This window comes from Pseudonocardia lutea (genome assembly GCF_042658055.1).
Lineage (GTDB): Bacteria > Actinomycetota > Actinomycetes > Mycobacteriales > Pseudonocardiaceae > Pseudonocardia > Pseudonocardia lutea.
The window spans coordinates 20,352-41,912 of sequence record NZ_JBHSQK010000045.1 but is presented as its reverse complement, the minus strand read 5'-3'; the positions used below and the strand labels follow the sequence as shown (position 1 = coordinate 41,912).

Annotated in this window: 21 protein-coding genes and 1 tRNA gene; 4 read left to right on the top strand and 18 right to left on the bottom strand. The window is 72.2% G+C overall.

From position 1 onward, the window contains the following. From scnC to ACFQH9_RS18680, 6 genes are all read right to left on the bottom strand, one after another. On the bottom strand, nucleotides 1–714 hold the full coding sequence (gene scnC / locus ACFQH9_RS18705) for a thiocyanate hydrolase subunit gamma (RefSeq protein WP_379567435.1): 714 nt from the start codon (nucleotides 712–714) through the stop codon (nucleotides 1–3). Nucleotides 715–754: 40 nt separating this feature from the next. Next, nucleotides 755–1,576, bottom strand: a complete 822-nt coding sequence (locus ACFQH9_RS18700) for an SH3-like domain-containing protein (protein ID WP_379567434.1) — start codon at nucleotides 1,574–1,576, stop codon at nucleotides 755–757. A 184-nt stretch (nucleotides 1,577–1,760) separates the two neighbouring features. Further along, complete coding sequence (locus ACFQH9_RS18695; protein ID WP_379567433.1) at nucleotides 1,761–3,152, bottom strand: amidase; 1,392 nt, start codon at nucleotides 3,150–3,152, stop codon at nucleotides 1,761–1,763. Beyond that, nucleotides 3,149–4,333 carry an amidohydrolase gene (locus ACFQH9_RS18690; RefSeq protein ID WP_379567432.1) on the bottom strand — a complete coding sequence of 395 codons (1,185 nt, stop codon included), beginning with the start codon at nucleotides 4,331–4,333 and terminating at the stop codon, nucleotides 3,149–3,151. The genes ACFQH9_RS18695 and ACFQH9_RS18690 overlap by 4 nt, the downstream gene beginning before the upstream one ends. Continuing rightward, nucleotides 4,330–5,613, bottom strand: coding sequence for an MFS transporter (locus ACFQH9_RS18685; RefSeq protein ID WP_379567431.1), 1,284 nt, complete (start codon nucleotides 5,611–5,613; stop codon nucleotides 4,330–4,332). The genes ACFQH9_RS18690 and ACFQH9_RS18685 overlap by 4 nt, the downstream gene beginning before the upstream one ends. Next, complete coding sequence (locus ACFQH9_RS18680; protein WP_379567430.1) at nucleotides 5,610–6,806, bottom strand: dipeptidase; 1,197 nt, start codon at nucleotides 6,804–6,806, stop codon at nucleotides 5,610–5,612. The genes ACFQH9_RS18685 and ACFQH9_RS18680 overlap by 4 nt, the downstream gene beginning before the upstream one ends. Nucleotides 6,807–6,920: 114 nt before the next feature. Between ACFQH9_RS18680 and ACFQH9_RS18675 the strand changes: the two genes are divergently transcribed. From ACFQH9_RS18675 to ACFQH9_RS18665, 3 genes are read left to right on the top strand one after another with little or no spacing between them, the layout of a single operon-like run. Further along, nucleotides 6,921–8,042, top strand: coding sequence for a CapA family protein (locus tag ACFQH9_RS18675; protein WP_379567429.1), 1,122 nt, complete (start codon nucleotides 6,921–6,923; stop codon nucleotides 8,040–8,042). A 54-nt stretch (nucleotides 8,043–8,096) separates the two neighbouring features. Then, nucleotides 8,097–8,894: an alpha/beta fold hydrolase gene (locus ACFQH9_RS18670; RefSeq protein WP_379567428.1), complete on the top strand. Its 798-nt coding sequence runs from the start codon at nucleotides 8,097–8,099 to the stop codon at nucleotides 8,892–8,894. After that, a complete protein-coding gene (locus tag ACFQH9_RS18665) occupies nucleotides 8,891–9,940 on the top strand; it encodes an oxidoreductase (protein WP_379567427.1) in 1,050 nt (349 codons plus the stop codon). Before ACFQH9_RS18670 ends, ACFQH9_RS18665 begins: the two co-directional genes overlap by 4 nt. Nucleotides 9,941–9,944: 4 nt before the next feature. On the opposite strand, the gene ACFQH9_RS18660 is transcribed toward ACFQH9_RS18665, so the two are convergent. After that, the gene (locus tag ACFQH9_RS18660) at nucleotides 9,945–10,676 is read right to left on the bottom strand and encodes an IclR family transcriptional regulator (protein ID WP_379567426.1); all 732 of its coding nucleotides are present in this window, start codon (nucleotides 10,674–10,676) and stop codon (nucleotides 9,945–9,947) included. A gap of 143 nt (nucleotides 10,677–10,819) precedes the next feature. Here ACFQH9_RS18660 and ACFQH9_RS18655 point away from each other — a divergent pair, with 143 nt between their 5' ends. Continuing rightward, entirely contained in the window at nucleotides 10,820–11,308 is a 489-nt protein-coding gene (locus ACFQH9_RS18655; protein ID WP_379567425.1) for an alcohol dehydrogenase catalytic domain-containing protein, read from the top strand. Here ACFQH9_RS18655 and ACFQH9_RS18650 read toward each other — a convergent pair. The 11 genes from ACFQH9_RS18650 to ACFQH9_RS18600 all read right to left on the bottom strand — a co-directional run bounded on the left by ACFQH9_RS18650 (nucleotide 11,199) and on the right by ACFQH9_RS18600 (nucleotide 21,560). Further along, complete coding sequence (locus ACFQH9_RS18650) at nucleotides 11,199–11,873, bottom strand: TetR/AcrR family transcriptional regulator (protein WP_379567424.1); 675 nt, start codon at nucleotides 11,871–11,873, stop codon at nucleotides 11,199–11,201. The two genes, ACFQH9_RS18655 and ACFQH9_RS18650, sit on opposite strands and share 110 nt — an antisense overlap. Before the next feature lie 62 nt (nucleotides 11,874–11,935). Next, on the bottom strand, nucleotides 11,936–12,247 hold the full coding sequence (locus tag ACFQH9_RS18645; RefSeq protein WP_379567423.1) for a Dabb family protein: 312 nt from the start codon (nucleotides 12,245–12,247) through the stop codon (nucleotides 11,936–11,938). After that, a complete protein-coding gene (locus tag ACFQH9_RS18640) occupies nucleotides 12,244–12,618 on the bottom strand; it encodes a metal-sulfur cluster assembly factor (RefSeq protein WP_379567422.1) in 375 nt (124 codons plus the stop codon). The genes ACFQH9_RS18645 and ACFQH9_RS18640 overlap by 4 nt, the downstream gene beginning before the upstream one ends. After that, complete coding sequence (locus tag ACFQH9_RS18635; RefSeq protein ID WP_379567421.1) at nucleotides 12,615–13,706, bottom strand: amidohydrolase family protein; 1,092 nt, start codon at nucleotides 13,704–13,706, stop codon at nucleotides 12,615–12,617. The genes ACFQH9_RS18640 and ACFQH9_RS18635 overlap by 4 nt, the downstream gene beginning before the upstream one ends. Nucleotides 13,707–13,745: 39 nt before the next feature. After that, entirely contained in the window at nucleotides 13,746–15,281 is a 1,536-nt protein-coding gene (locus ACFQH9_RS18630) for an AMP-binding protein (RefSeq protein ID WP_379567420.1), read from the bottom strand. Between the two features lie 42 nt (nucleotides 15,282–15,323). Then, nucleotides 15,324–16,196 carry an alpha/beta hydrolase gene (locus ACFQH9_RS18625; RefSeq protein ID WP_379567419.1) on the bottom strand — a complete coding sequence of 291 codons (873 nt, stop codon included), beginning with the start codon at nucleotides 16,194–16,196 and terminating at the stop codon, nucleotides 15,324–15,326. 313 nt (nucleotides 16,197–16,509) lie between these two features. Further along, nucleotides 16,510–16,586: transfer RNA gene (locus ACFQH9_RS18620), tRNA-Thr, on the bottom strand. A 602-nt stretch (nucleotides 16,587–17,188) separates the two neighbouring features. Then, nucleotides 17,189–17,587 (bottom strand): nuclear transport factor 2 family protein, encoded by a 399-nt coding sequence (locus ACFQH9_RS18615; RefSeq protein ID WP_379567418.1) that lies wholly within the window; start codon nucleotides 17,585–17,587, stop codon nucleotides 17,189–17,191. Between the two features lie 101 nt (nucleotides 17,588–17,688). Continuing rightward, nucleotides 17,689–18,846, bottom strand: a complete 1,158-nt coding sequence (locus tag ACFQH9_RS18610) for a DNA polymerase III subunit delta' (protein ID WP_379567417.1) — start codon at nucleotides 18,844–18,846, stop codon at nucleotides 17,689–17,691. Beyond that, on the bottom strand, nucleotides 18,843–20,813 hold the full coding sequence (locus tag ACFQH9_RS18605) for an MFS transporter (RefSeq protein ID WP_379567416.1): 1,971 nt from the start codon (nucleotides 20,811–20,813) through the stop codon (nucleotides 18,843–18,845). Before ACFQH9_RS18605 ends, ACFQH9_RS18610 begins: the two co-directional genes overlap by 4 nt. Nucleotides 20,814–21,032: 219 nt before the next feature. Beyond that, nucleotides 21,033–21,560 (bottom strand): hypothetical protein, encoded by a 528-nt coding sequence (locus ACFQH9_RS18600; RefSeq protein ID WP_379567415.1) that lies wholly within the window; start codon nucleotides 21,558–21,560, stop codon nucleotides 21,033–21,035. Between the last annotated feature and the right edge of the window lies 1 nt (nucleotide 21,561).

Sequence of the window (21,561 nt, the reverse complement as noted above, 5' to 3'; positions counted from 1 at the left end):
CTAGTAACCCGGCGCCGGCCGGATCGCGGGATGCACCGGGCGGGCGGCGTTCGTCGTGACGCCGACCTTGGGCAGGGCGACGCCGATCAGGCAGTCCCGCGTCACGATCTCCGCGAGCTGGTCCTCGGTCCAGCCGTCGGTTCCGTCCGGCCGGACGGGGAGCACCATGAACCGGTGCTTCGAGTTGGAGTCCTCGACCCGGATCTCGACGTCCTCGGGCAGGTAGAGGCCGAACTCCGCAAGGACCTGGCGCGGCCAGCGCACGATGCGGCGGCGGTAGTTCGGCGTCCGGTACCACTCCGGTGACATCCCGAGCAGCGGTCGGGGGTAGCAGGAACACAGGGTGCACACGATCACGTGGTGCAGGGTCGGGGTGTCCTCGAGTACCTCGAGTGCGGTGAAGTCGCTGGGGGTCCCGAACCCGGTCGGCTCCAGCCAGTCGACGCCCACCTCGCGGCACGCCGCGATGGGGTCGTCGAGGGCCAGCTGCCGGAACGCGGGATCGAGCCAGGCCTTGGCGACGAACCGGGACCCGGCCGCCGGTTGCAGCTGCTCGACGTGCTCGGTGTAGCGCCGATGGTCCTCGGCAGTGAACAACCCCTTCTCGATCGCGAGCTCGCGCAACGCGATCTCCAGCACCTCGAAGTCGGTGATCTTCTCGACCATCGGTGCCCCGTGGCCGTGACCCTCGGCCACCTCGTCCGCCTCTGTCATGTCCGCACCCCCTCGTCGCGCCGCGGCCGACCGTTCCGGTCTAGCCGACCGGCTCCAGCCACCGTTCGGAGATCTCCGCCTGCAGGGTGTCGTGCGCCGGGCCGGTGTAGCCCTCCCAGAGGTCGGCCATCGTGAACCGCACGATGTAGAACCACTCGGGCGGCTGGTCGTCGCGGTCGAACGCCTCGTCCTCCGGCGCCGGGCTCTCGTAGGACGCCTTGACCACCGTCCCGGTCGCGCCCCGCAGGTACTCCTGGGTGCGCGTGTAGAAGATCGTGGGCAGGTCACGGACCAGGACCCGGTCGCCCGCCTCGAAACCCGCGGGCCCGGCCATGCCCGCGAAGCACTGCGGATCCCCCTTGCCGAGCGCCGCGGTGTGGTGGCGGTTGCGAGGGACAGCCTCGGCGTCGCCGACCGAGCGCGGGGAGGCCGTGATCGCACCGCCGCCGTCGGCGTAGCGCCTACCGACCTCGTCGACCCGCTCGATCAGCTCGCCCAGGGTGATGTGGCGCTTGTCGACCAGGCAACGGGCGACCGCCCACAGCCACCGGGCGTAGTACGGAAGCCCGAGGTAGCTCGTCCTCCCGATGTCGACGTTGCCGAGCCTGCGGCGTTCCTCGGAGGTCCAGACGCCCCTCCAGCCGAGGACCTCACACGTCACGAACGTGTTGAGCTCCCACTCCTCCTCCTGCTTGTCCTCGAAGAGGGCGGGTGCGTCCGGTTCGCCTCCGACGTCGTGCGGCGTCTTCATGTAGGCCCGGAACTGCTCGTGGTCCACCTCGTCGGGATAGGCCCAGTCCTGGAGCCGGTGGAACGCCACACGCAGCTGGCTGGAACGATCACCCATGGCAGAGTTGGCCACGGCTCCCCCTGGCGAGACGGCCCGCGTTCCCGACGTCCGGACCGTATACCGCTCTCTGCGCCATGCAGCCCAGCGAGCTGCGCTGTTCACCTGATCGTGTCGGCGTGTTCCGGTAGCACGTGACCGAGCTGTCCCGGGAGCGAGGTGAGTACCGTCCTGCCGGTCTGCTCACACCGGGTTCGCCTCAGAGGCTGACCGGCGTGAGGTCCTCCCCCACCCATCGCGCGATCCCGACGGTGCGCGCGTCCGTCCCCGGCTGCCCCATGACCTGCAGTCCGAACGGCATACCGCCGACGGCCATGAGCGGGACGTTGACCGCCGGTGCGCCCAGCAGCGAGCTGGGGAAGTTGAAACCCGGGTCACCGGTCGGCCACCGGACCGGGGGCTCCCCCGGCACGTCACCGGTCCAGATCGGGGCCGGGCCGCTGGAGGTGGGGAGCACGACGGCGTCCACCCGGGTCGCCAGTGCGGCGTAGGCGGCCGTGAGCACGGCGCGGCCGCGGAGAGCCTCCTCGTAACCTTCGGGACCGAGGCGCGCGGCGGTGTCGAAGAAGAACCGCTTGACCCGGTCGCCGAAGTCGTCCGGCCGGGCCTCGGCGAGGTCCCGGAAGGCCCACGCGTGCTCCCAGGCGAGGATCCCGCTGCCGATCTCGGTCGCTCCGACGAGGGCGCGCTCGACGCGCTCGACGACGGCGTCCTCGGTCCGCCGCAGCACCCGCACCCCCGCGGCCTCGACCTGGGCGACGACCTGCTCGAACGCGCCCCGGCTCATCGGGTCCAGGCGCTCCCAGGCGTCGGTCTCGATCACCGCGATCGTGCTCGGCACGCGCGCGGCGGGGAGAGTGGCCGGGCCGTGGAGAGCGGGACGGCCGGGATCGCCCCCCGCGCGGGAGGCGACGGCCATGGCGACCGACCACATGTCCTCGGCGGAGCCGGCGTGCACGCCGTGCGTGGTGGTGCTTGCGGTCTGCCGCTCACCGCGGTTGATCGCACCCTGCGAGGGCTTGAGACCCCACACCCCGTTGAAGCTCGCAGGCCGCATCAGCGAGCCGCCCGTCTGGGTCGCGATCGTCGCCGGGACCATCCGTGCGCCGACGGCGGCCCCGGACCCGGACGACGACCCGCCGGGGGTGCGCCGGGGGTCGAAGGGGTTGGTCGTGGGGCTCGGCTCGGGACCACCGAGCTCCGTGGTCACGGTCTTGCCCAGGACGACGGCCCCCGCCTGACGCAACGCCCACACCGCGGCGTTGTCCCGCTTCGGGAAGTTTCCCGCGAAGGCAGCGCAGCCCATCTGCGTGGGCATGTCCTTCGTCTCCAGGAGGTCCTTGATGCCGATCGGCATTCCGTCGACCGGCGAGAGCGGCTCGCCGCGACGCCAGCGTGCGGTGCTGGCGTCGGCCTGCGTCCGGGCCCCCTCCTCGTTGAGCACCACCCAGGCCCGGACGACCGGGTCGCGGTCCTCGATCGTCGCCAGGCAGCGCTCGAGGTAGTCGCGCGGTGAGTCGGTGCCGTCGCGGAAGGCCGCGGTCGCGGTGTGAAAACGCAGGGGCTCGAAGGTGTTCGGGTCGTAGGTCACGTGTCCTCTCCTCGCTCTGCCCACGTGAACGGGCCCGGGGCAGTCAGCCGGCGCCGGAGCGCGGGATCCTCCGCGGCGTCCGCGACGGTCCACGCGAGAGCGAGCCCGCCGTCGTGGATCGCCCGCGCGCCCTCGGGCCCCGAGGCGGCCCGGGCGAACGCGGCGGTGTGGTTGCCGTCCTCGGGTGGCGAGTCGAAGGACAGGACGGGATGGATGCTGGGCATGCGGACGGACACCTCGGCCATGTCCGTGGACCCGATCGCCTTGTCGGCGTAGTCCGGGAAGGTCCGGCCGAGCGCCTCGGCGTTCGCCTGGAACAGCCCGGCCAGCTCGCGGTCGTGCCGGAACCCGTGCGCGGACGCCAGCTCGACGATCTCCACCTCGACGCCCGCGGCGAGCGCTCCCGCCTCGAAGCAGGCCCGCACCCGCGGCCAGAGCAGGTCGACCTCGTCCAGGGTGTCCGCCCGGACCATGCACTCGACGACCGCCGCGCCCGCAATGACGTTGACGGCGCTGCCCGCCTCCTTGACCCAGGTGTGGACGCGGTCCGCGTCACGCTTCTGCTGGCGCAGCAGGCCGATCCCGACCTGGGCGACGGTCACGGCGTCGGCCGCGTTGAGCGCCTCGAACGGGCGGGACGCGTGTGCGGTGCGTCCGCGGTAGGAGATCGACCAGTGCCGGACCGCGCGGATGGTCGGGGTGGCCATGTCCTTCAGCGTCGGGTGGGTCATCAGGGCGGCGTGCAGGCCGTCGAAGGCGCCCTCCCGCAGCATGATCGCCTTGCCCGCCAGCACCTCCTCGGCCGGTGTCCCCAGGAGGCGGATCGTCAGGTCCAGTTCCTCGGCGAGCGGGGACAGCGCGAGCGCGGCTCCGACCGAGCTCGCCGTGATGACGTTGTGCGCACATCCGTGGCCGATGCCGGGCAGCGCGTCGAGTTCGGCGCAGAGCCCGATCGCCAGCGAGCCGGTGCCTGCCGTCGCGGTGAACGCCGTATCGAGCCCCGCCACCTTCTCCTCGACGGTGAACCCGCCGTGCTCACGCAGCAGACCGACGACCGCGGCCGCCGTCCGGTGCTCCTCGAACGCCACCTCCGGCTCCGCCCCCATCCGCTGCGCGAGCGCCACGACCGCGGGCTCGTGCCGGGCGAACTCGGCCGCGATGCGGTCCTTCACCGCCGTCATCGCAGCACCTTCTCCGGCACCCGGTCCGGGGAGCGGGTCTCCGGAAGCGCCACCACCACGACGATCAGCGCGACGATCGCGAGTGCGGTGATGTACCCACCCGGGGCGAGCCTGCCGAACCACCCGGTGAGCAGTGCGCCGAGGATCGGGGCGGTCCCGCCGAAGATCGCGTAGGCCACGTTGTAGGCCAGCGCCGTGCTGGTCGCCCGGATCCGGGCGGTGACGAGCTCCACCGCGACCACGGTCGAGCCCACCGTGACCAGCGCCGCCGGGATCACCAGGAGCACTTGGGTGGCGAGCGTGGTCGCCAGGGTGCCCCCGCTCGCCAACAGATAGGCGGGCAGCGAGCCGATGACGGCGACCGCGACGCCTGCGACCAGTACCGGCTTGCGCCCGACCCGGTCGGCGATGATCCCGGCCGGGAGACAGAGCGCCGCGCACACGAGCAGCGCGACCCCGCCGGAGACGAGCACCGTGTCGGCGGGGACGCCTCCGGTCGTCGTCAGGTAGGTGGGGAGGTAGCCGAGCAGGTTGTGCACCACGACCGCGAGCAGGGCGAACATCGTGAACGACAGCAGGAACACCCGCCAGTTGCGGAAGGTGTCGCGGATCGGGCGGGCCGCGGTCCCCCCTGCCGACTCCAGCTCCCGGAAGGTCCGGGTCTCGTCCAGCTTCAGCCGCATGTACAGCCCGACCAGCGCCATCAGCCCTCCCGCGAGGAACGCGAGCCGCCAGCTCCAGTCCTCGTAGGCCGACTCGGAGATCAGTCGCAGCGCCAACAGCGCGAAGGAGGCCAGCGCGGAGCCGACGTAGGTTGCGCTGCCGACGGCACTGAGCCCCGTTCCGCGCTTGCCCGGCGTTGCCTGCTCCATCACGTAGGAGGCGGCGCTCGTGTACTCGGCCCCCATCGAGATCCCCTGGGCCAGCCGACAGACCAGCAGCATGATCGGCGCGAGGACGCCGACCGACTCGTAGGTGGGCAACACCGCGATCGCCGCGGTGGAGACGGCCATGATCAGCACTACGGTGGACAGCGCCGTGCGTCGACCCAGGCGGTCGCCGATGCTGCCGAAGATCGCGGCGCCGAGCGGGCGCACCACGAACGCGAGGCCGTAGACCGCGAGCGAGGACAGGATCGCGAGCGCGGGGTCGCCCGCCGGGAAGAAGTGCTTCGCGATGATCGTCGCCGAGGCGCCGTAGATGACGAAGTCGTAGGACTCGACGCCGTGGCCGACCATCGCGGCGGGCAGGACCCGGCTCCGCTTCACGGGCGCGGTCACCAGATCTTCTCCAGCACCCGCAGGACGTTCCCGCCGATCACTGCGGCGATCTCGTCGTCCGGGTAGCCCTCTCGGACCAGCCACCCGGTGATGTTGCGGAAGCACTCCCCGGGGTTCTCCAGCCCGGCGACCGACTCGACCGGCTCGAACTCCGGACCGGAGCGGATGGTGTCCTCGACGCCCCACTTCGCGCTCATCACGTGGTGCATGTCGAGGTGGTCGCCGAAGAAGGTGTCCGGCCCGAAGGCGACGTGCTCGATCCCGACCAGATCCACGCAGTACCGGAAGTGGTCCATGACGGACTCGATGCTGTGCGCACGGTGCTCGGTGCTCACGGTCGTGTACGGGGCGGCCTCGATCCCGATGACGCCGCCGGACTCCGCGCAGGCTCGGATCACCTCGTCCGGCTTCATCCGCGGGGTGTCCCACACCGCCCGCGCGCCGGCGTGGGTGATGAGGACCGGTCTCTCGCTCGCCTCGATCACGTCGAGGGCGGTCCGGTCCCCGGAGTGGGAGACGTCGATCGCCATGCCGAGCTGGTTCATCCGGCGGACGGCCCTGCGGCCGAGCCCGGTGAGCCCGCCATCGCCCTTCTCCCGCAGGCCGCTGCCGAGGGCGTTGGCGTCGCTGTAGGCGATGCCCATCTGGCGCACCCCCAGGCCGTAGAGCACGTCCAGGCGGTCGATCTCGTTCTCGATCAGTGCTCCGCCCTCGAGGCCCGCCACCACGGCGAGCCTGCCCTCCGCGTGCGCCCGCCGCAGATCGTCGACCGAATCGGCACGGAAGGCGTAGTCCTGATGGGCGAAGTCGCAGAACCGCATCCCGAGGTCGGTGATGACGTCGTCCCACTTCCAGCCGCTGCGGGACTCGCACGCCCCCCAACCCAGGTTGTCGAACACGGCGTCGAGCCCGGAGCGGGCGAGCCCCCCGTAGCCGTAGGCCAGGCGCGCCCCGCGGTTCCAGTCCAGCAGCTCGGTCCGGGCGTGGCGCGGCAACTTCACCGGGTGGTCGTGCAGGGACACCACCACGTTGCCGGCGAGCAGCCGCTCGGTGCGCGCCGACTCCTCGTCGGTCAGGCCGAGGTCGTACGCCGGGAGCCGGTCGACGTCCGGGGAGGGTTCGAACTCGTCGTAGTCCGTTCCGGCCTGCAGGTAGGAGAAGGACTGGTATCCGCTGTAGCGGGTGGTGGGCATCGCTGGTCTCGCCTCCGGAACTCCGGCAACTGTTCATCATTGCGGCACAGCGGTGCTACCTTGCGGCACAATTGCGCATCCCGTCAACCGCCCGGCCGTTACGGAGGCATCCTCATGAAGATCGTTCTGGTCGGCGACACCGTCCTCGCCCGACCACCGGCGGCCCGCCCGGACAGGCCCGCCCTGACCGGCGACGTCGTGATCGCGAACCTCGAGGCACCGCTCGTGGACCGCGACCACCCGACCGAGAAGGAGATGACGATCAGACTGCCCACCTCGGCCGCTCACCCGTTGCGCGCCATGGGCATCGACGTCGTCTCGCTCGCCACCAACCACGCTCTCGACCACGGCGTCGAGGGGCTGCTCAGCACCCTGGGCGCCCTCGATCGTGCCGGGATCCGGCACGCCGGGGGTGGCCGGACGCTGACCGATGCGGACGCCGGGGTGGTCGTCGAGGCAGCGGGCGGGCGGCTCGCCGTGCTCAGCTTCTGCGCGACGCTCCCACCGGGCGCCAACGCGACCGCGACCCGGCCGGGCATCGCCCCGCTGCGGGTCGACCAGAGCTTCGCCCTCGACGGCACCCTGCTCCACGAGCAGCCCGGGACCCCGCCGTTCGTCCGCAGCATCGCGCAGGAGCCGGACGTCCGGCGCGTCGAGCAGCGGGTGCGGGAGGCGCGAGCGGAGGCCGACCGGGTCGTGGTCTGCCTGCACTGGGGGGTGCCGTTCGCCTACCTCCCACCGAACCAGGGGCCGCTCGCGCAGTACCAGCAGGCACTCGGCCGGCGCCTGATCGACGCAGGCGCGGACGTCGTCGCGGGCACCCACCCGCACTGCCTGCACCCCGTGGAGCGATGGAACGACGGACTGATCCTCTACTCGCTCGGCAACTTCCTGTTCCACACGGGCGAGGTGCAGCAGCCGGACACCTTCTTCGGGCTGCCCTATCGGGCGTCGCGGCTGTTCGAGGGGAGGCCGTGGTTCGACAGCGCCGTGTTCGAGGTCAACCTGCCGGCGGGAGGGCAGCCCCGCCTACGGCTCGTACCGATCGTGCTCGACGCCCTGGGCGAGCCCCAGGTCGCCGGCACCGCGGACGCCCGCCGGATCCGCACCCTCGTCGAGGAGTGCTCGCGCGAGATCGACCCGGGTGTACGGGTCAACGACGCGGGGCTCGTCGACTTCGGAGCGGCCACCCGGATGTCACCTGCGGCGGTTGACGCCCCGGACCCCGCACCCTAACGTGCCGTCATCCGGTACGTCGTGCACTTCTGCGACACAGATGATGGGGTGGCCATGACCAGCATCGACGAGTCCGTCCGCACGGTGTCCCGCGCCGAGGACACGACCATCAGCTACACCGTCGACGGCCCGGTGGGCGGGTCCACCTGGGTGTACATCCACGGCTGGGGCTGCCGGCGGACGGACTTCGCGCCCGCCGCCGCGTACCTGCCCGCCACCGACCGGGTCATCTCCGTGGACCTCGCCGGGCACGGCGACTCCACGAGCGCACGCACCGACTGGACGATGGCGGAGTTCGCCCGAGACGTCGCGGCAGTGCTCGACGCCGAGTCGGTCGCCCGGTGCGTCGTCGTCGGACACTCGATGGGCGGCGCCGTGGCGCTCGAGCTGGCACGGCTGCGCCCCGACACGGTCACCCAGGTCGTCGGCCTGGACTCGTTCCACTACCTGGGCCTCTATCCCGCGATCGAGGACACTGCGGCGCGGGGGTTGCTGCAGGCCTTCGAGGACGACTTCTCGGCAGGAGTGCGCAGCCTGGTCGTCATGGGCTCGGTGCCCGACACCGATCCGGCGTTCGGTGAGACGGTCTTCGCGAAGATGTCGAGCGTCGCACCCGCCGTCGGTGTCGGCGCTCTCGCGGAGATGCTGCGGTGGGACATGGACGAGGCGCTGGCCGCCGTCCCCCATCCCGTCTCGACCCTCGCGGTTCGCGGGCTGCTCGACCCCGCCGCGCCCGAGCGGTACGGCGACCGGATCGACTTCGTCGTCCACGAGCTGGGCAGCCACCACTTCCTCCTCGAGCAGCCCGCCGAGACCGCGAAGCTCCTCCTGGCCGCGAGGACGACTGCATGACGGTGTGGACGCGGCTGCGGCTGAGGGACGTGACGCTGCCCAACAGGGTGTGGCTCTCCCCGATGTGTCAGTACTCCGCGGACGCAGGCGGCACCCCGACCGATTGGCACCTCGCGCACTACGGCGCACGGGCCGCGGGCGGTCTCGGCCTGGTGATGGTCGAGTGCACGGCCGTCGCGCCGGACATGCGCACCACCGCCCGTGACCTCGGCCTGTGGAGCGAGCGGCAACTCGCCGGGCACCGCAGGCTCGTCGAGGTGATCGAGACGGGCGGATCGGTGCCCGCGGTCCAGCTCGGCGCCGCCGGTCGGAAGAGCTCGCACGGCGTGCCGTGGGACAACGCCGGCACGCGCAGCGCGATCGCACCGGAGGACGGCGGGTGGCAGCCCCTGGCCCCCTCCGCGGCACCCTTCGCCGGGCTCGCCGTCCCCCGCGAGATGACGTCCGCGGACGGGACGAGAGTGCTCGAGGACCTGGAGCGAGCGGCGCGGAACGCCCATCACGCCGGGTACCGACTGCTGGAACTGCACGGCGCCAACGGCTACCTGTTCCACGAGTTCCTGTCGCCGCTGGCCAACCGCCGCACCGACGACTGGGGCGGAGACCTGCAGGCCCGCATGCGGTTCCCGCTCGAGATGGTGCGCGCCCTGCGTTCCGGGTGGCCGGAGGGCAAGCCACTCGTCGTCCGGCTACCCGCCGAGGACCTGCTCGCGGGCGGGCTCACCACCGCGGACATGACCGTCGTCGCCGCCGCACTGGGGTCGAACGGCGTCGACATGATCGACCTGTCCTCCGGGGCTCTGGTCCCCGAGGCCGGGCGCCTCACCGAGCCGTTGCACAACGCCCGGTACGGCCCGCTGTTCCGCACGGCCGGAGTGTCCGTCGCCGCGTCCGGGGCGGTCTGCGAGACCCGCCACCTCGACGAGGCGGTCCCCGAGCTCGTGGACGCCGTGCTGGTCGGGCGCGCACTGCTGCGCGACCCCTACTGGGCACTGCGGACCCGAGGCACCGAGTCCTGGCCCCGGCAGTACCACCGGGCCTTCTGACGCGTCAGGCCGAGGAGATCAGCTCGCTGATCTCCTCGGCCGCCGCCACGGTCAGCCGGGCCAGGCGTTCCTCGTCCGAGGGCGCGAACCGCATCTCCGGGATCGCCAGCGTCAGACCGGCGAAGGGGCGCCCCGCCGCGTTGCGCACCGCCGCGCCGAGGGAGGTCACGTGCGGCCGGAACCACGAGGACCCGTTGAGCGCGTAACCCCGCTCGGCCGTCCGGGCGATCTCCGCGCGCAGTTCTCGGGCGGTCGGGACCGGCTCGGGGAAGTTGTCGACCGGATGCCGCAGCACCTCCTCGACCTCCTCCGGGGCCAGTCCCGCGAGGATCGCCAGGCCCGTCGACGAGGCCCGCAGCGGCACCCGGCTGCCGACCTCGATGAACACCCGGACCGCGTGGGTGCTGTCCTCCCGCGCGATGACCACGATGTCGTCACCGTCCCGCAGCGAGAAGTGCACGGTCTCGTCCGTCTCCGCCGCCAGCCGCTTGACGACCGGTCGGGCGAGGTCGCGCAGATCCTGCTCACCGGTCCCGCGCAGGCCGATGGTGAGTGCCTTCATCGTCACGCCCCACCGCGTGCGCTCGGGGTCGACGATCCGCAGCCAGCCAGCCTGCTGGAGGGTCACCAGACAGCGCTGGACCGAGCTCTTCGGCATGGCCGTGACCCGGGCGAGCTCGGACACACCGATGGGCTGACGTGCGGCGACCTCCTCCAGGACCCGAAGAGTGCTCAATGCACTGCTCAACGGCCGCACACTGCCGGCCGGCTTCTCCGTCGCCGTCACATCCGCGCCTTCGTCGTGCCTGGTCGGGGCTGGAGCGTAACACTCCGGCACAGCCGTCTCGCATCTAGGAACGACAGAAGTGTTCCGCTATCGTGCACAGCGTACCGCTGGAAGGAACAGTGGAGGAGTCCTGCAGGCTGCCGGATCTCGGGTTCGGCGGGCCGGGCGAGGTCGCCGCGCTCGACGCGGGAGCCAGCGGGATCGCCGTCGGGGACCGGGTCGTCGTCGATCCGATGCGGACCTGCGAAGAGTGCGAGGACTGCCGGCTCGGCCGGGACAGCGCCTGCGCGCGCCTGCGGTTCGTCGGCGAGCACTTCGACGGGACCTTCGCCGAGTACATCGCCGTCCCGGTCCACGGCCTCGTCCCGGCCCCGGCCGAGCTGGACGACCGACAGCTGGCTGCGGCGCTTGCTGTTGGGCACGACAGGCATCGTCGGAGTCAGTTGGAGGCCATGAGGGAGGCCACGACGGTCAGCTCAGTGGGGGGTCGTCCGCCAGGTAGATGGCGCGCATCCACACCGTCGTCGCCGACTCGACGAGGTCGTCGACGGCCAACGCGTCGGGCGCGTCGATCAGGGTGAGGAAGAGCATGCGCTCGCCGTGCCAGATCAAGTTGCGGGCGAGCTGGTCGGCGGCGGGCCCGTCGGGAGCGATACCGCGTCGCCGCTCGCGCTCGATCGCCCGGGTCATCCGTTCGACGGGCTCGTGGATGAGGTCGTGCCACAGGCTGCGGGCCTCGTCGACGGAGTTCCAGAGGTCCGCGCCCTCGCGCATGACCGCGCCGTGCTCGAGCCAGAAGTCGACGACGGCCCGGATCGTGGCCGTCATCGACTCGCGCGGGCGGGCGGACTCCGGTCGCTGGAACCAGGAGTCCTCGGTGTCGTAGAAGACCAAGAGCCGGTCCCGCACCCGCGCGAGCAGCGCGGAATACGCCTCGTGCTTGGACTTGAAGTAGAAGTAGAAGCGCGTGCGGGTGATCCCGGCTTCCTCGGCGATCTGCTCCACACCGAGGTCCCGCAGGGGCGTCTCCACCAGAAGCCGCTCGAGCGCGTCCAGGATCAGGGCGTCCCGACGCCGAGTAGCGCGGGTCGTGGGCTTCCGCTCGCGCTGCTCACTGCTCCTCGGCGCGGCCGTCGGACCTGTCATCGCGGTGGACTTTACCGCCGCCCGATGTGCCGGACCCGCGGTGCGCGCGGGTCCGGCACCGGTCACAGCGTCGTGGCTCCGTCCGGCAGCGCGAACTGGACCCGCTCCAGCGACGAGCAGAGGTGGGCGAAGACCTCCCGCCGGATCCGGTTGTGCTCGGGGTCCTCGTCGTACCGGCGGTAGGCCGCCTCGTCGGCGAGGTCGACGGTGATCACGAAGTCCGCGTTGCCCTCGCGCAGCCCGAGATCGCGGCCGGCCCGGAGCTCGAACTCGACGCCCGGCACCCGCAGGTCACGCAGCTCCTGCAGGCCCGCCTCGAGCTCGACCGCTTCCACTCCCTCCCGGACCCGGCCGAGGACCACGTTGCGGATCACCGGCGTTCCCACTCCCGCGGGCGCACCGGCACCTCGAGCAGGGAGGCCGCCCGCCGGTCCTCCAGCGTGCGCCTGCCGGCGTCGGTCATCAGCTCCGGCGTCCACATCGTGACGGTGTCGACCTCGACCCGGACGTTCTCGACGCCGTCGACCTCGGCCACGCGCGCCTCGATCCCGTCCGCGATGGAGCTCATGAGGATGCACGACGGTGCCGTGGGGCTGACCGTGACGACGACGGTTCCGTCGTCCTCGACATGCCAGTCCCGGACCAGTCCCATGTCCCGCACGCTCATCGGCGCGCGCGCCGCGATGCTGCAGGGATCGTCGACCTTGCCGAGCGCGGCCTCGATCGCCGCCGGTGTCGCGCTCATCGCCGGTACCCCGCCGGGTCCGACGCGAACTCCTTCTTCCAGGCGGCGTAGGGCTCCGGGCGGGGCTCGGTGCGCCGTGCGAGGGAGAACTGGTCGTCGGCGATCTTCGCCTTCATCGCCTCGACGTCCAGGTCGAGGATGCGCGCGTAGTTCAGGCCGAGGATCTTCGCCTTGTCCTCGCGGGACAGCGGTTCGATCCCGACGCCGTTGAGTGTCTGCTCGGAGAACTGGAAGTCGACGAAGGCATCCAGGAACGGCTGGGTGTGGGCGAACATCGCCCCGTCAGAGAAGATGATCTTGTCTGGCCCGCCCCACAGGAGGAAGTCCGCCATGATCTCCTCGAACATCTTCGGCGCCTTGAGCAGCAGCAGGCTGGTGACCTCGAGGTTGGCGTAGACGTTGGGGTAGCGGCCCAGCGCGAGGGAGGTCTCGCGGGTGAAGGCCAGCCCGGCGTGGATGATCTCGAAGCTCACCTCCGGGAAGCGCCCGGCGGCCCCGTCGACGTCGTCGATCCTGTAGGGGTTCATCGGCACCGGCCCGAGCGGGGCGGCCTTGTGGATGGCGACGGTCCTCAGGCCGTGCTCGATGGCCCGTTCGATGATCGGGAAGGCGAGGTCCGGGTCGTCGAGCCGCCACGAGCGGTCCGGCTCGACCTGGGCCGGGTACATCTTCAGCCCGACGGCCTGTGGCAGCTCGGCCATCTGCTCGTCGAGCTCTCGCAGGCAGGTCTCGAGCCCTGCCGTCGGGTCCACACCGACGTAGGCGAGGAAACGGTCCCCGTACTTGGTGGCGGCCTCGACGGTCTTCTCCCGTGCCGCCAGGCCGTCGCCGAAGTAGGAGTCGAGGCGGAGGGTGTGGGTGGCGGCGACGTCGACGTCCGCCTCCACGAAGAGCGCCTGGGCGAGCGCGTCGACGGTCCAGTCCGAGGTGAACTCCTCGAGCGTCATCCGGGCGTGGGGCGGCGACCAGGCGTTGTGGAGCCCCCAGAGCATGTCGCACAACAGCTGACCGGGTTTGTTGCGGATGTTCGCCGGTTCGAGGTTGTAGGCATGCGACACGGCATTGATCACGAAGTAGTCGTCGATCATCGTTGACCTCCTGTGGTGGGTGGTGCGAATCAGAGCTGCTCAGATCCGTCGGTCGGAAGTGGTCCAGTACTCGTCACGCAGGGCCCGCTTGAGGACCTTGCCGACTCCCGAGCGCGGGAGTGCGCGGACGATGACGCGCTTCGGCGCCTTGACCGAGCCGAGGTGCGCCTTGCAGGCGGCGATCAGTTCGTGCGCGTCGATCTCCTGGTCGACCCGGGGCTCGATGACCGCTGTCACGGCTTCACCCCATTTCGGGTCGGGGAGTCCGATGACCGCGCAGTCGGCGACGCCCGGGAAGGTGTGCAGGAATGCCTCGACCTCGGACGGGAAGACGTTGAAACCGCCCGTGATGATCATGTCTTTCTTGCGGTCGACGATGTAGACGAAGCCGTCCTCGTCGCGCAGCCCTACGTCGCCCGTCCCGTACCAACCGCCGGGCCTGCGTGTCTGGGCGGTCGCGTCCGGGTCCCGCCAGTAGCCGTCGAAGACCAGGTCGGACCGCATGACGATCTCGCCGCTCTCGCCCGGACCGAGCAGGTTCCCGTCGTCGTCCATGATCTCGACCCGGGCGAGCGCCGAGGGTCGGCCGCAGGACGCCAGCCGGCGACGGAGGGCCGGGTCCGCCGCCGCGCGCGCGATCTCCATGGTCTCGTGGACGGTGCAGATCAGCGGCGCCTCGGCCTGGCCGAAGGTCTGGGCCATCACCGGGCCGAACACCTCGACCGCCTCGGCGAGCCGATCCGCGGCCAGCGGGGCGCCCGCGACGAGGAACTGGCGGAGCGAGGAGTAGTCGTATCCGCGGACCTCCGGGTCGGCCAGCAGCTTGTAGAGGGCGGTCGGGGGGAGGAAGATCGCGGAGATCCGGTTGCGCTCGATCGACTCGAGCACCTGGTCGGGCACCACCCCGTCGTGCACGACCACCCGTCCGCCCTGCGCGAGGGTCGGAAAGCAGACCAGGCCGGCGGCGTGGGTCATCGGGGTGGCGCAGAGGTAGCGGGGCGGTTCCGGCTCGCACAGGTGGATCTGGAACCCCAGGCACATCAGGTGGATCTGGCGGTGGGTGATCGGGACCGCCTTCGACCGCCCCGTGGTCCCACCGGTCGGGAGGAGCATCGCGACACCGCCGGCCTCGAACGGCCGGTCCGGCACGCGGGTACCTACCGGTGCCAGCCACTCCTCGGCGTCGAAGGACAGGCAGGGTTCGAGGGCGTCGACCAGTTTCTCCAGCTCGGCGCCCCGGTCGGCCAGTTCGGGATGATGGAGGATTCGTCGGCACCCGACCGTCGTCAGGAAGTCGGCCTGGTCCGCCGAACCGGAGGCGACGTTGATGGCGGTCCAGATCGCCCCGGCACGGAGGATCCCGACGATGCTCGCCAGGGCGAGGGGATGATTACGGCTCAGGACGCCGATCCGGTCCCCCGGCCGGACCCCGTCCCGGAGCAGCGCGCCCGCGATCCGGTGGGTCAGAGCGCGGAACTCCTCGTGAGTGAGGACCGTGGTGCCGTCGGGCGCGACGAGGCACGGAGCGGTGGGCGCCGCACGGGCGCCGCGGTCGATGTAGTCGACGAGCAGCATGGGACGACCTCGGTGTCATCGTGGAGGGGTGATGCGCAGGGGTCAGGAGAGGAGGGTGCGGAGCAGGTCGCAGGCGTCGTCGATCACGCGGGCACCCGCCGGGATCTTCTTGGGCACCAGGGGTGCGTGGTGGATGATTCCGGGGATGCACACGTCCTCGGCCGTGCCACCGGCAGCGCGGATCCGCTCGGCGAAGGCGTGGCCCTCATCGCGCAGCGGGTCGAACTCGGCGGTGACGACGACCGTGGGCGGGAACCCGCTCAGGTCGGTGGTGCGGAAGGGGAAGACGAGCGGGTCGTCGTCCTTCGCGTCGGGGGCGTACTGGGCGAACATCCAGTCCATCTGCTCGCCGGTGAGCATGTAGTCCTTGTCCAGGCTGTGCCGGGATTCGGTACCCGAGTCCCGATCCAGGACGGGGAGCATCAGGACGACGGCGCTCAGGCCGCGCCGGTGCAGTGCGGTCGCGGCCGCGAGACACCCCCCGCTGGACTCTCCCGCGAGGACCACCTTCCCGGAACCGGACAGCTCCTCGAGAACGGCGGCGATCTCATCGAGCTGGCGCGGGTAGGTAGCCTCGGGCGCCAGGGAGAAGTCGACGGCCACGACCGTGCAGCCGGAGCGGTTGGCGAAACGCCGACACAGAGTTTCGTGGGTGTGCAGCCCACATCGGGTGAACGAGCCGCCGTGCACGTAGACCACGGTGGCCAGGGGCTCGACGGACGGCGCGTAGGTCCGCACCGGGACGCCGGCGACGACCCCGTCCTCGACGGCACGGACCTCCTCCCGCTCGAACCCGAGCGGGATCAGGGCCTCGACGCCCTCCCGCATCTCGGCGACCGACGTCTCCGAGAGGGGCTTGGCGGGCTTGCTCGTGGCGTTCTCGATGAAGGCTGCTGCGGCTTGATCGAGCGGCATGCGCAGAACAATACACGACGTCGTGTCTTGTTCAAGCCGGTCGGCGAGCCGAGACCCGAAGGCCGGTGCAGAAGGAGCTGCGGGAGCCATGGCGAGATCAAGGCCTGACTACGGCGTACAGGCCACAGAGGAGCCCGACCCAACGACCGACAGAACGGCAACCACGGCGGACTACTTCCACCGCTTCAGCGTCGAGCACCCCGACCCAACCTCGGAGCGGAGCACCTCATGCCGAACATGCCCTACCCGAGCTACGCACGACGGAAGGCCACGATCCACGTCAGCAGGACCACGAAAGGTCTCTGTGCGAAAATGGAGCCGCCTTGGGGAGTCGAACCCCAGACCTACGCATTACGAGTGCGTCGCTCTAACCGACTGAGCTAAGGCGGCGTGGTGCGACGTCAGTCTACCTACCGCCCCCAGACCGGCGACCGGACCCCCACCTGGTCGCCCGGTCGGGTCGTCTTCGCAGCTCAGGTGTGTGGGCCGGCCCCACCTCGCCAGGCTCCGATCACGACGCGGCCGGCACGGACGTGCGGATCCGGGACGTGCTGGTCGCGAGGGGCTGATCACCGCTGGGCAGCGGGACTGGACGGTCGAGGGTGGCCGCCCGCAACGGGGCGCGGATCGGGGTGGTGCTGGCCGCCGCGGGGGTGCCGAAGCGGATCGAGCTGTACCGGCCGGGCCGGGGATGGTTCCCGTCCGGCGGGATCCGGAGGCACGGCACGGCGCCGACACCGTCCTGGTGGCCACGGGTGAGCGGCGCCCGAGAACCGGCGCCGGCGGATCGAGGAGAAGCGCGGAGCGCCGGTGATCCTCGCCGTCACCACGGACGGGGACATCGTCCAGGCGCTGCATCCCGGCTGCGCACGCCGCGTTCCTGACGCAGGCCGGTCAGGTTCCGGGCGAGGCGCCGACCTCGACGGGCTGAAGTTCGCCTACCCACCAGCCCGGTGCGCCGCCGGATCGCACCGTGATCCGGGCGCCTGCCCTCAGCGGGTCCCGGCGGGGAGGTCGACGAACGCGGCCGTGTCGTAGTAGGTCCGCAGGCTGGTGATCTTCCCGTCGCCGAAGGTGACGAAGGTCGAGCCCTCGTAGCGGAAGTCGTGGCCGTTCGGGCGGGTGCCGGTGCTCTGCCACTCCAGCGCGGCCTCGTCGTCGCTCTCGACGACGTTGGTGAACTGGGTCCGGACCTCGTCGAACTGGGCGCGGTACTGCTCCCAGAACTCGCGGGCCCCACCGCGACGCGTGCCCTCGCCGTCGAGCCGGAAGAGCTCGGCGTCGTCCGTGAAGAGAGCGGCCAGGTCGCCGACGTCGTTCTCCTGCTCGGACTTGCGCAGGGCCGCGACGAACTGCCGGGTCAGGTCGTGGCGGATGTGGTTGTCCTCCATGTCCCCCGGCTACCCGCGGCAACGGGCGGCAATCGGGCTCGGGCCGTCCGCGTCGGGTCCGGCCCGACGGCGACCGTCACCGGCGGCCGGCGCACCTCGGGTCAGCCCTGCTGGAGCGCGGTCATCATCGCCTCGACGGCGATCCGCGGCTTGACGTTCAGCTCGAGGGCCTCCCGGCAGGCGAGCACGGCCTCCAGCCGGCGCAGCGTGGACTCCGGGCTCCACTCGCGTGCGGCCTGGCGGATGTCCGACTCCCGGTCCGGGTTGCCGAGCGCCACGGTCGCCGCGGCGCCGGCGACCAGCACGTCCCGGTAGAAGCCGGCCAGGTCGATGAGCGCGCGGTCCAGCGCGTCGCGCTGGGTGCGGGTGTTGCGGGACTTCTGCCGGCGCTCCAGCTCGCGCTCCGCGGCCTTGGCCCCGCGCGCGGCCGCCGCGACGCCCTTGCCGGTGCCGCCGGCGCCCATCGCGACCGCGAGCTCCTCGCGCTCGGCCGCGTCCCGGGCCCCGCTGACGTCGGCCGCCTCGGCCTCGGCGAACCGGACGAGGTCGTCCGCGAAGGCGAACGCGTCCCCCAGGTGCCGCAGCCGCAGCGGGACGCCGAGCACCCGCTCCCGCCGCTCCCGCGCCTCCGCGTCCCGCGCGAGCCGCCGCGCCCGGCCGACGTGCCCGCCGGAGACCGACGCCGCCCACCGCGCCTGCTCGGGCTCGATGCCGTCCCGTTCCACGAGCACCTCGGCGATCGCCTCCGGCGCCGGGGTCCGCAGCGCGACGACGCGGCACCGGGAACGGATGGTGACCGGCACGTCGTCGGGATGGTCCGACGGCGCGCACAGCAGGAACACGGTCTGGTCCGCGGGCTCCTCCACCGCCTTGAGCAGCGCGTTCGCCGCGCCCTCGGTGAGCCGGTCCGCATCCGTGATGATCAGGATCTGCCAGGCGCCGGTGGACGGGCGGCGGGCGGCGAGCTGGACGAGGTTGCGCATCTCCGCGACCGAGATGGACAGCCCCTCCGGGACGACCTCGCGGACATCGGCATGGGTCCTGGCGAGCACGGTGTGGCAGGCCTGGCACTCGCCGCACCCTCCCCCGGGGCACTGCAGGGCGGCGGCGAAGGCGCGCGCCGCGTTGGAGCGGCCGGACCCGGGCGGGCCGGTGAACAGCCAGGCGTGGGTCATCGCCGAGGGCGTGGACGCGGCGGTGCTCAGCTCCGCGACGGCGGCGGGCTGTCCGACGACCTCCCGCCAGACACCCGCGCTCACGGCTCGACCGCGGGCCGGGGGACGTCGGCGGGCTGCTCGGGGGCCTCCGGCAGCGAGGGCACGACGCCGGCCAGGATGCGCGCGGCGACCTCCTCCGGCTCGCCCTCGGCGTCGACCACCACGTACCGGTGCGGCTCGGCCGCGACCAGCCCGGCCAGCAGCCGTTGCACGCGGACGTGCTCCTCGCCGGCGACCCCGCCGGACTCGCTGGTGCCCTCGCGGTCGAGCAGGACGGTGACGTCCGGCCGCAGTCGGCCGGTGGCCCAGGCGGCGAGGCGCTCCAGCTCGCCGCGCTCGAGCTCGGCGTCCATCCGGTCCGCGGCGACGCCGAACTGGGCGATCGGGCTGGCCATGAACCGGTCCATGACGACGACGGCGCCCTCGTCCAGCGCCGGCCGGATCACCCGTTCGACCAGGTCGGCGCGGATCGCGGCCGCGGCGAGGGCCTTCGCCCGGGCCCCGGACAGGTGGGCCTCGCGGGTGGCCGCGGCCCAACGCAGCGCGTCGCGCTCCCCGTCGTCCGGCTCCACGACGACGTGCCCGCGCTCGCGCAGGGCCCGGGCCAGGCGTTCGGCCTGGTCGGCGGCTTCCTCGGGGGTGGCGCCCTCGACCGCGACGAGGGTGCCGGAACCGCGGCGGACCTCGCCCTGGCGCAGCGCCGAGACGAGATCGCCCAGCAGCGGCTCGAGGCGGCGCTCGTCCATCTGCCGGTAGGCCAGGGTGCCGACGACGGCGGCGACGAGACCGCCGCCGGCCAGCACGAACCGCGTGCCGTCGACCGTGAAGTGCCAGCCGAACAGATCGACCGCCCGGGTGCTGACCAGCCCCACCAGGACCGGGACGAGCGACATCGAGCCGAGCAGCACCAGCCGGACCAGGGACTGGACGAACGCGACGATCCGGCCGCGGATGTCGTCCGCCACCTGGGAGCCGATGATCGTGAGCCCGGTGAGGAAGGCGATGCCGGCGAACCCGCCGACCAGGGCCACGGCGAGGAGCGCCATGAACAGGTGCCCGGACACGGCGACGACGATCAGCGCGACGCCCGCGCCGACGATCGCCGTGCCGAACAGCCGGTTGTGCGGGAGCCGGTGCGCGAGCCGGGGAGCCACCGCCATGCCGAGCGCGAGGCCGACGAACACCGCGGTGAACAGCACCGAGTACGCGGCGTCGCCGCCGCCGAGGCTGGCCGCGTAGAGCTTGGCCGAGGCGATGACCGCCCCACCGGCGGCGAAGGCGCCGATGATGCCGAGCACCAGGCCGCGGATCAGGGGCGTGGTCGCGACGTAGGCGAACCCCTCGCGGAGCAGCGTCAGCAGGCCCGGCTGCTCCTCGGGGTCCCGCGGCCCGGACCGGCCGGAGATCTCCTTGATCCCGAACCAGACGACCGTGGCGGAGAGGAGGAACGCGCACCCGTCGAGCACCAGGGCGATGTAGACCGTGGTCAACGCGTCCTGCTCCGGCAGCAGGTGCTGGATGCTGGAGATGACCGCGAACAGCCCGGACGCGACCAGCACGGAGATGCCGTAGGTGAGGACCAGGCCGAGCTGGTTCGCCGTCTCCACCTGGTCCTTGCGGCGGAGCAGGTTCGGGACCGACGCGTCCTTGGCCGGGATCCAGAACATCGCGCACAGCTCGATGAGGAAGGTGGCCGCGAACAGCCACCACAGCGAGCCGACGATCGGGATGGAGACGAACAGGCAGAAGCGCAGGACGTCGCACGTCACCATCACGCGGCGCCGGTCGAACCGGTCCGCGAGGGCGCCGGCGATCGGGCCGAGCAGCAGGGCGGGCAGCAGCTTGGTGGCGACGACCCCGCCGAGGGCGAAGCTCTGCGCCGCGTACCCGCTGGTCAGCTGGGTGGCGAGCGAGGTCAGCGCGAGCAGGCTCAGCCATTCTCCGGTGGCGGTGAAGGCGGTGACGGTCCAGAGCCTGCGGAAGGCGGGGATGGCCAGGACGCTGCGCACGCGGTGCGCGGTCGGGGCCGGGTTGCTCGTGGCCGCCAGGCCACCGGGGACGCTGTCCGAGACGATCGCGGGTCACCTCCCTCGCGCGCGACGCCCGCCGATCCTCACTCGACCGGGCTGGTCGACGGCGGGCCGCGCGGGAGCGGGAACCGGCCCCGTCGTCGCCCTCAGGGTAGACGGGTGGACCGACAGGACGGCGCGGGCTCCGCGCGGCCGGTCTCAGCGGGTCATCAGCGACACGATCAACTGCACCAGGATGAGCAGGTAGATGCCCACGAAGACCAGGGTGAACGCGCGGGACCCGAGGCGCCCGCGCAGCCGGCGCGAGAGGCCGACGATGTGCGGGTCCGGCCGGACGGGCGGGCGGTGCTCGATCCCGTCGACCACGGCCCCGCGGCGCCGCCGGCGCGGGGCCGACGGGGCGCCGGACGGGCGGACGAGCCCGCGGAACAGGAGCGGGTCGACGAGCGGGGCGGGCTCCGGCTCCAGTGCCGCCCGGCCCAGGTCGAGCGGCGGGGGGTCGAGGGGGACCGGGGGCGGGCCGGGGACCGGGAGGGGTCGCGGGGCCGGTTCGGCGCCGGGCGGTGCGGCGCCCTGCGGGCTCGGCTGACGGCGGGAGGGCCGGCGCCGGCCCGTCTCCCAGGGGCCTCCCGGTGGGGCGGGCTGCTCGGGGGCGGCCGCGCCGCGGGCGAACGGGAGCAGGCCGACCCACCGGACGAGCACGTCGGCGCGGTGGACGTCGGCCATG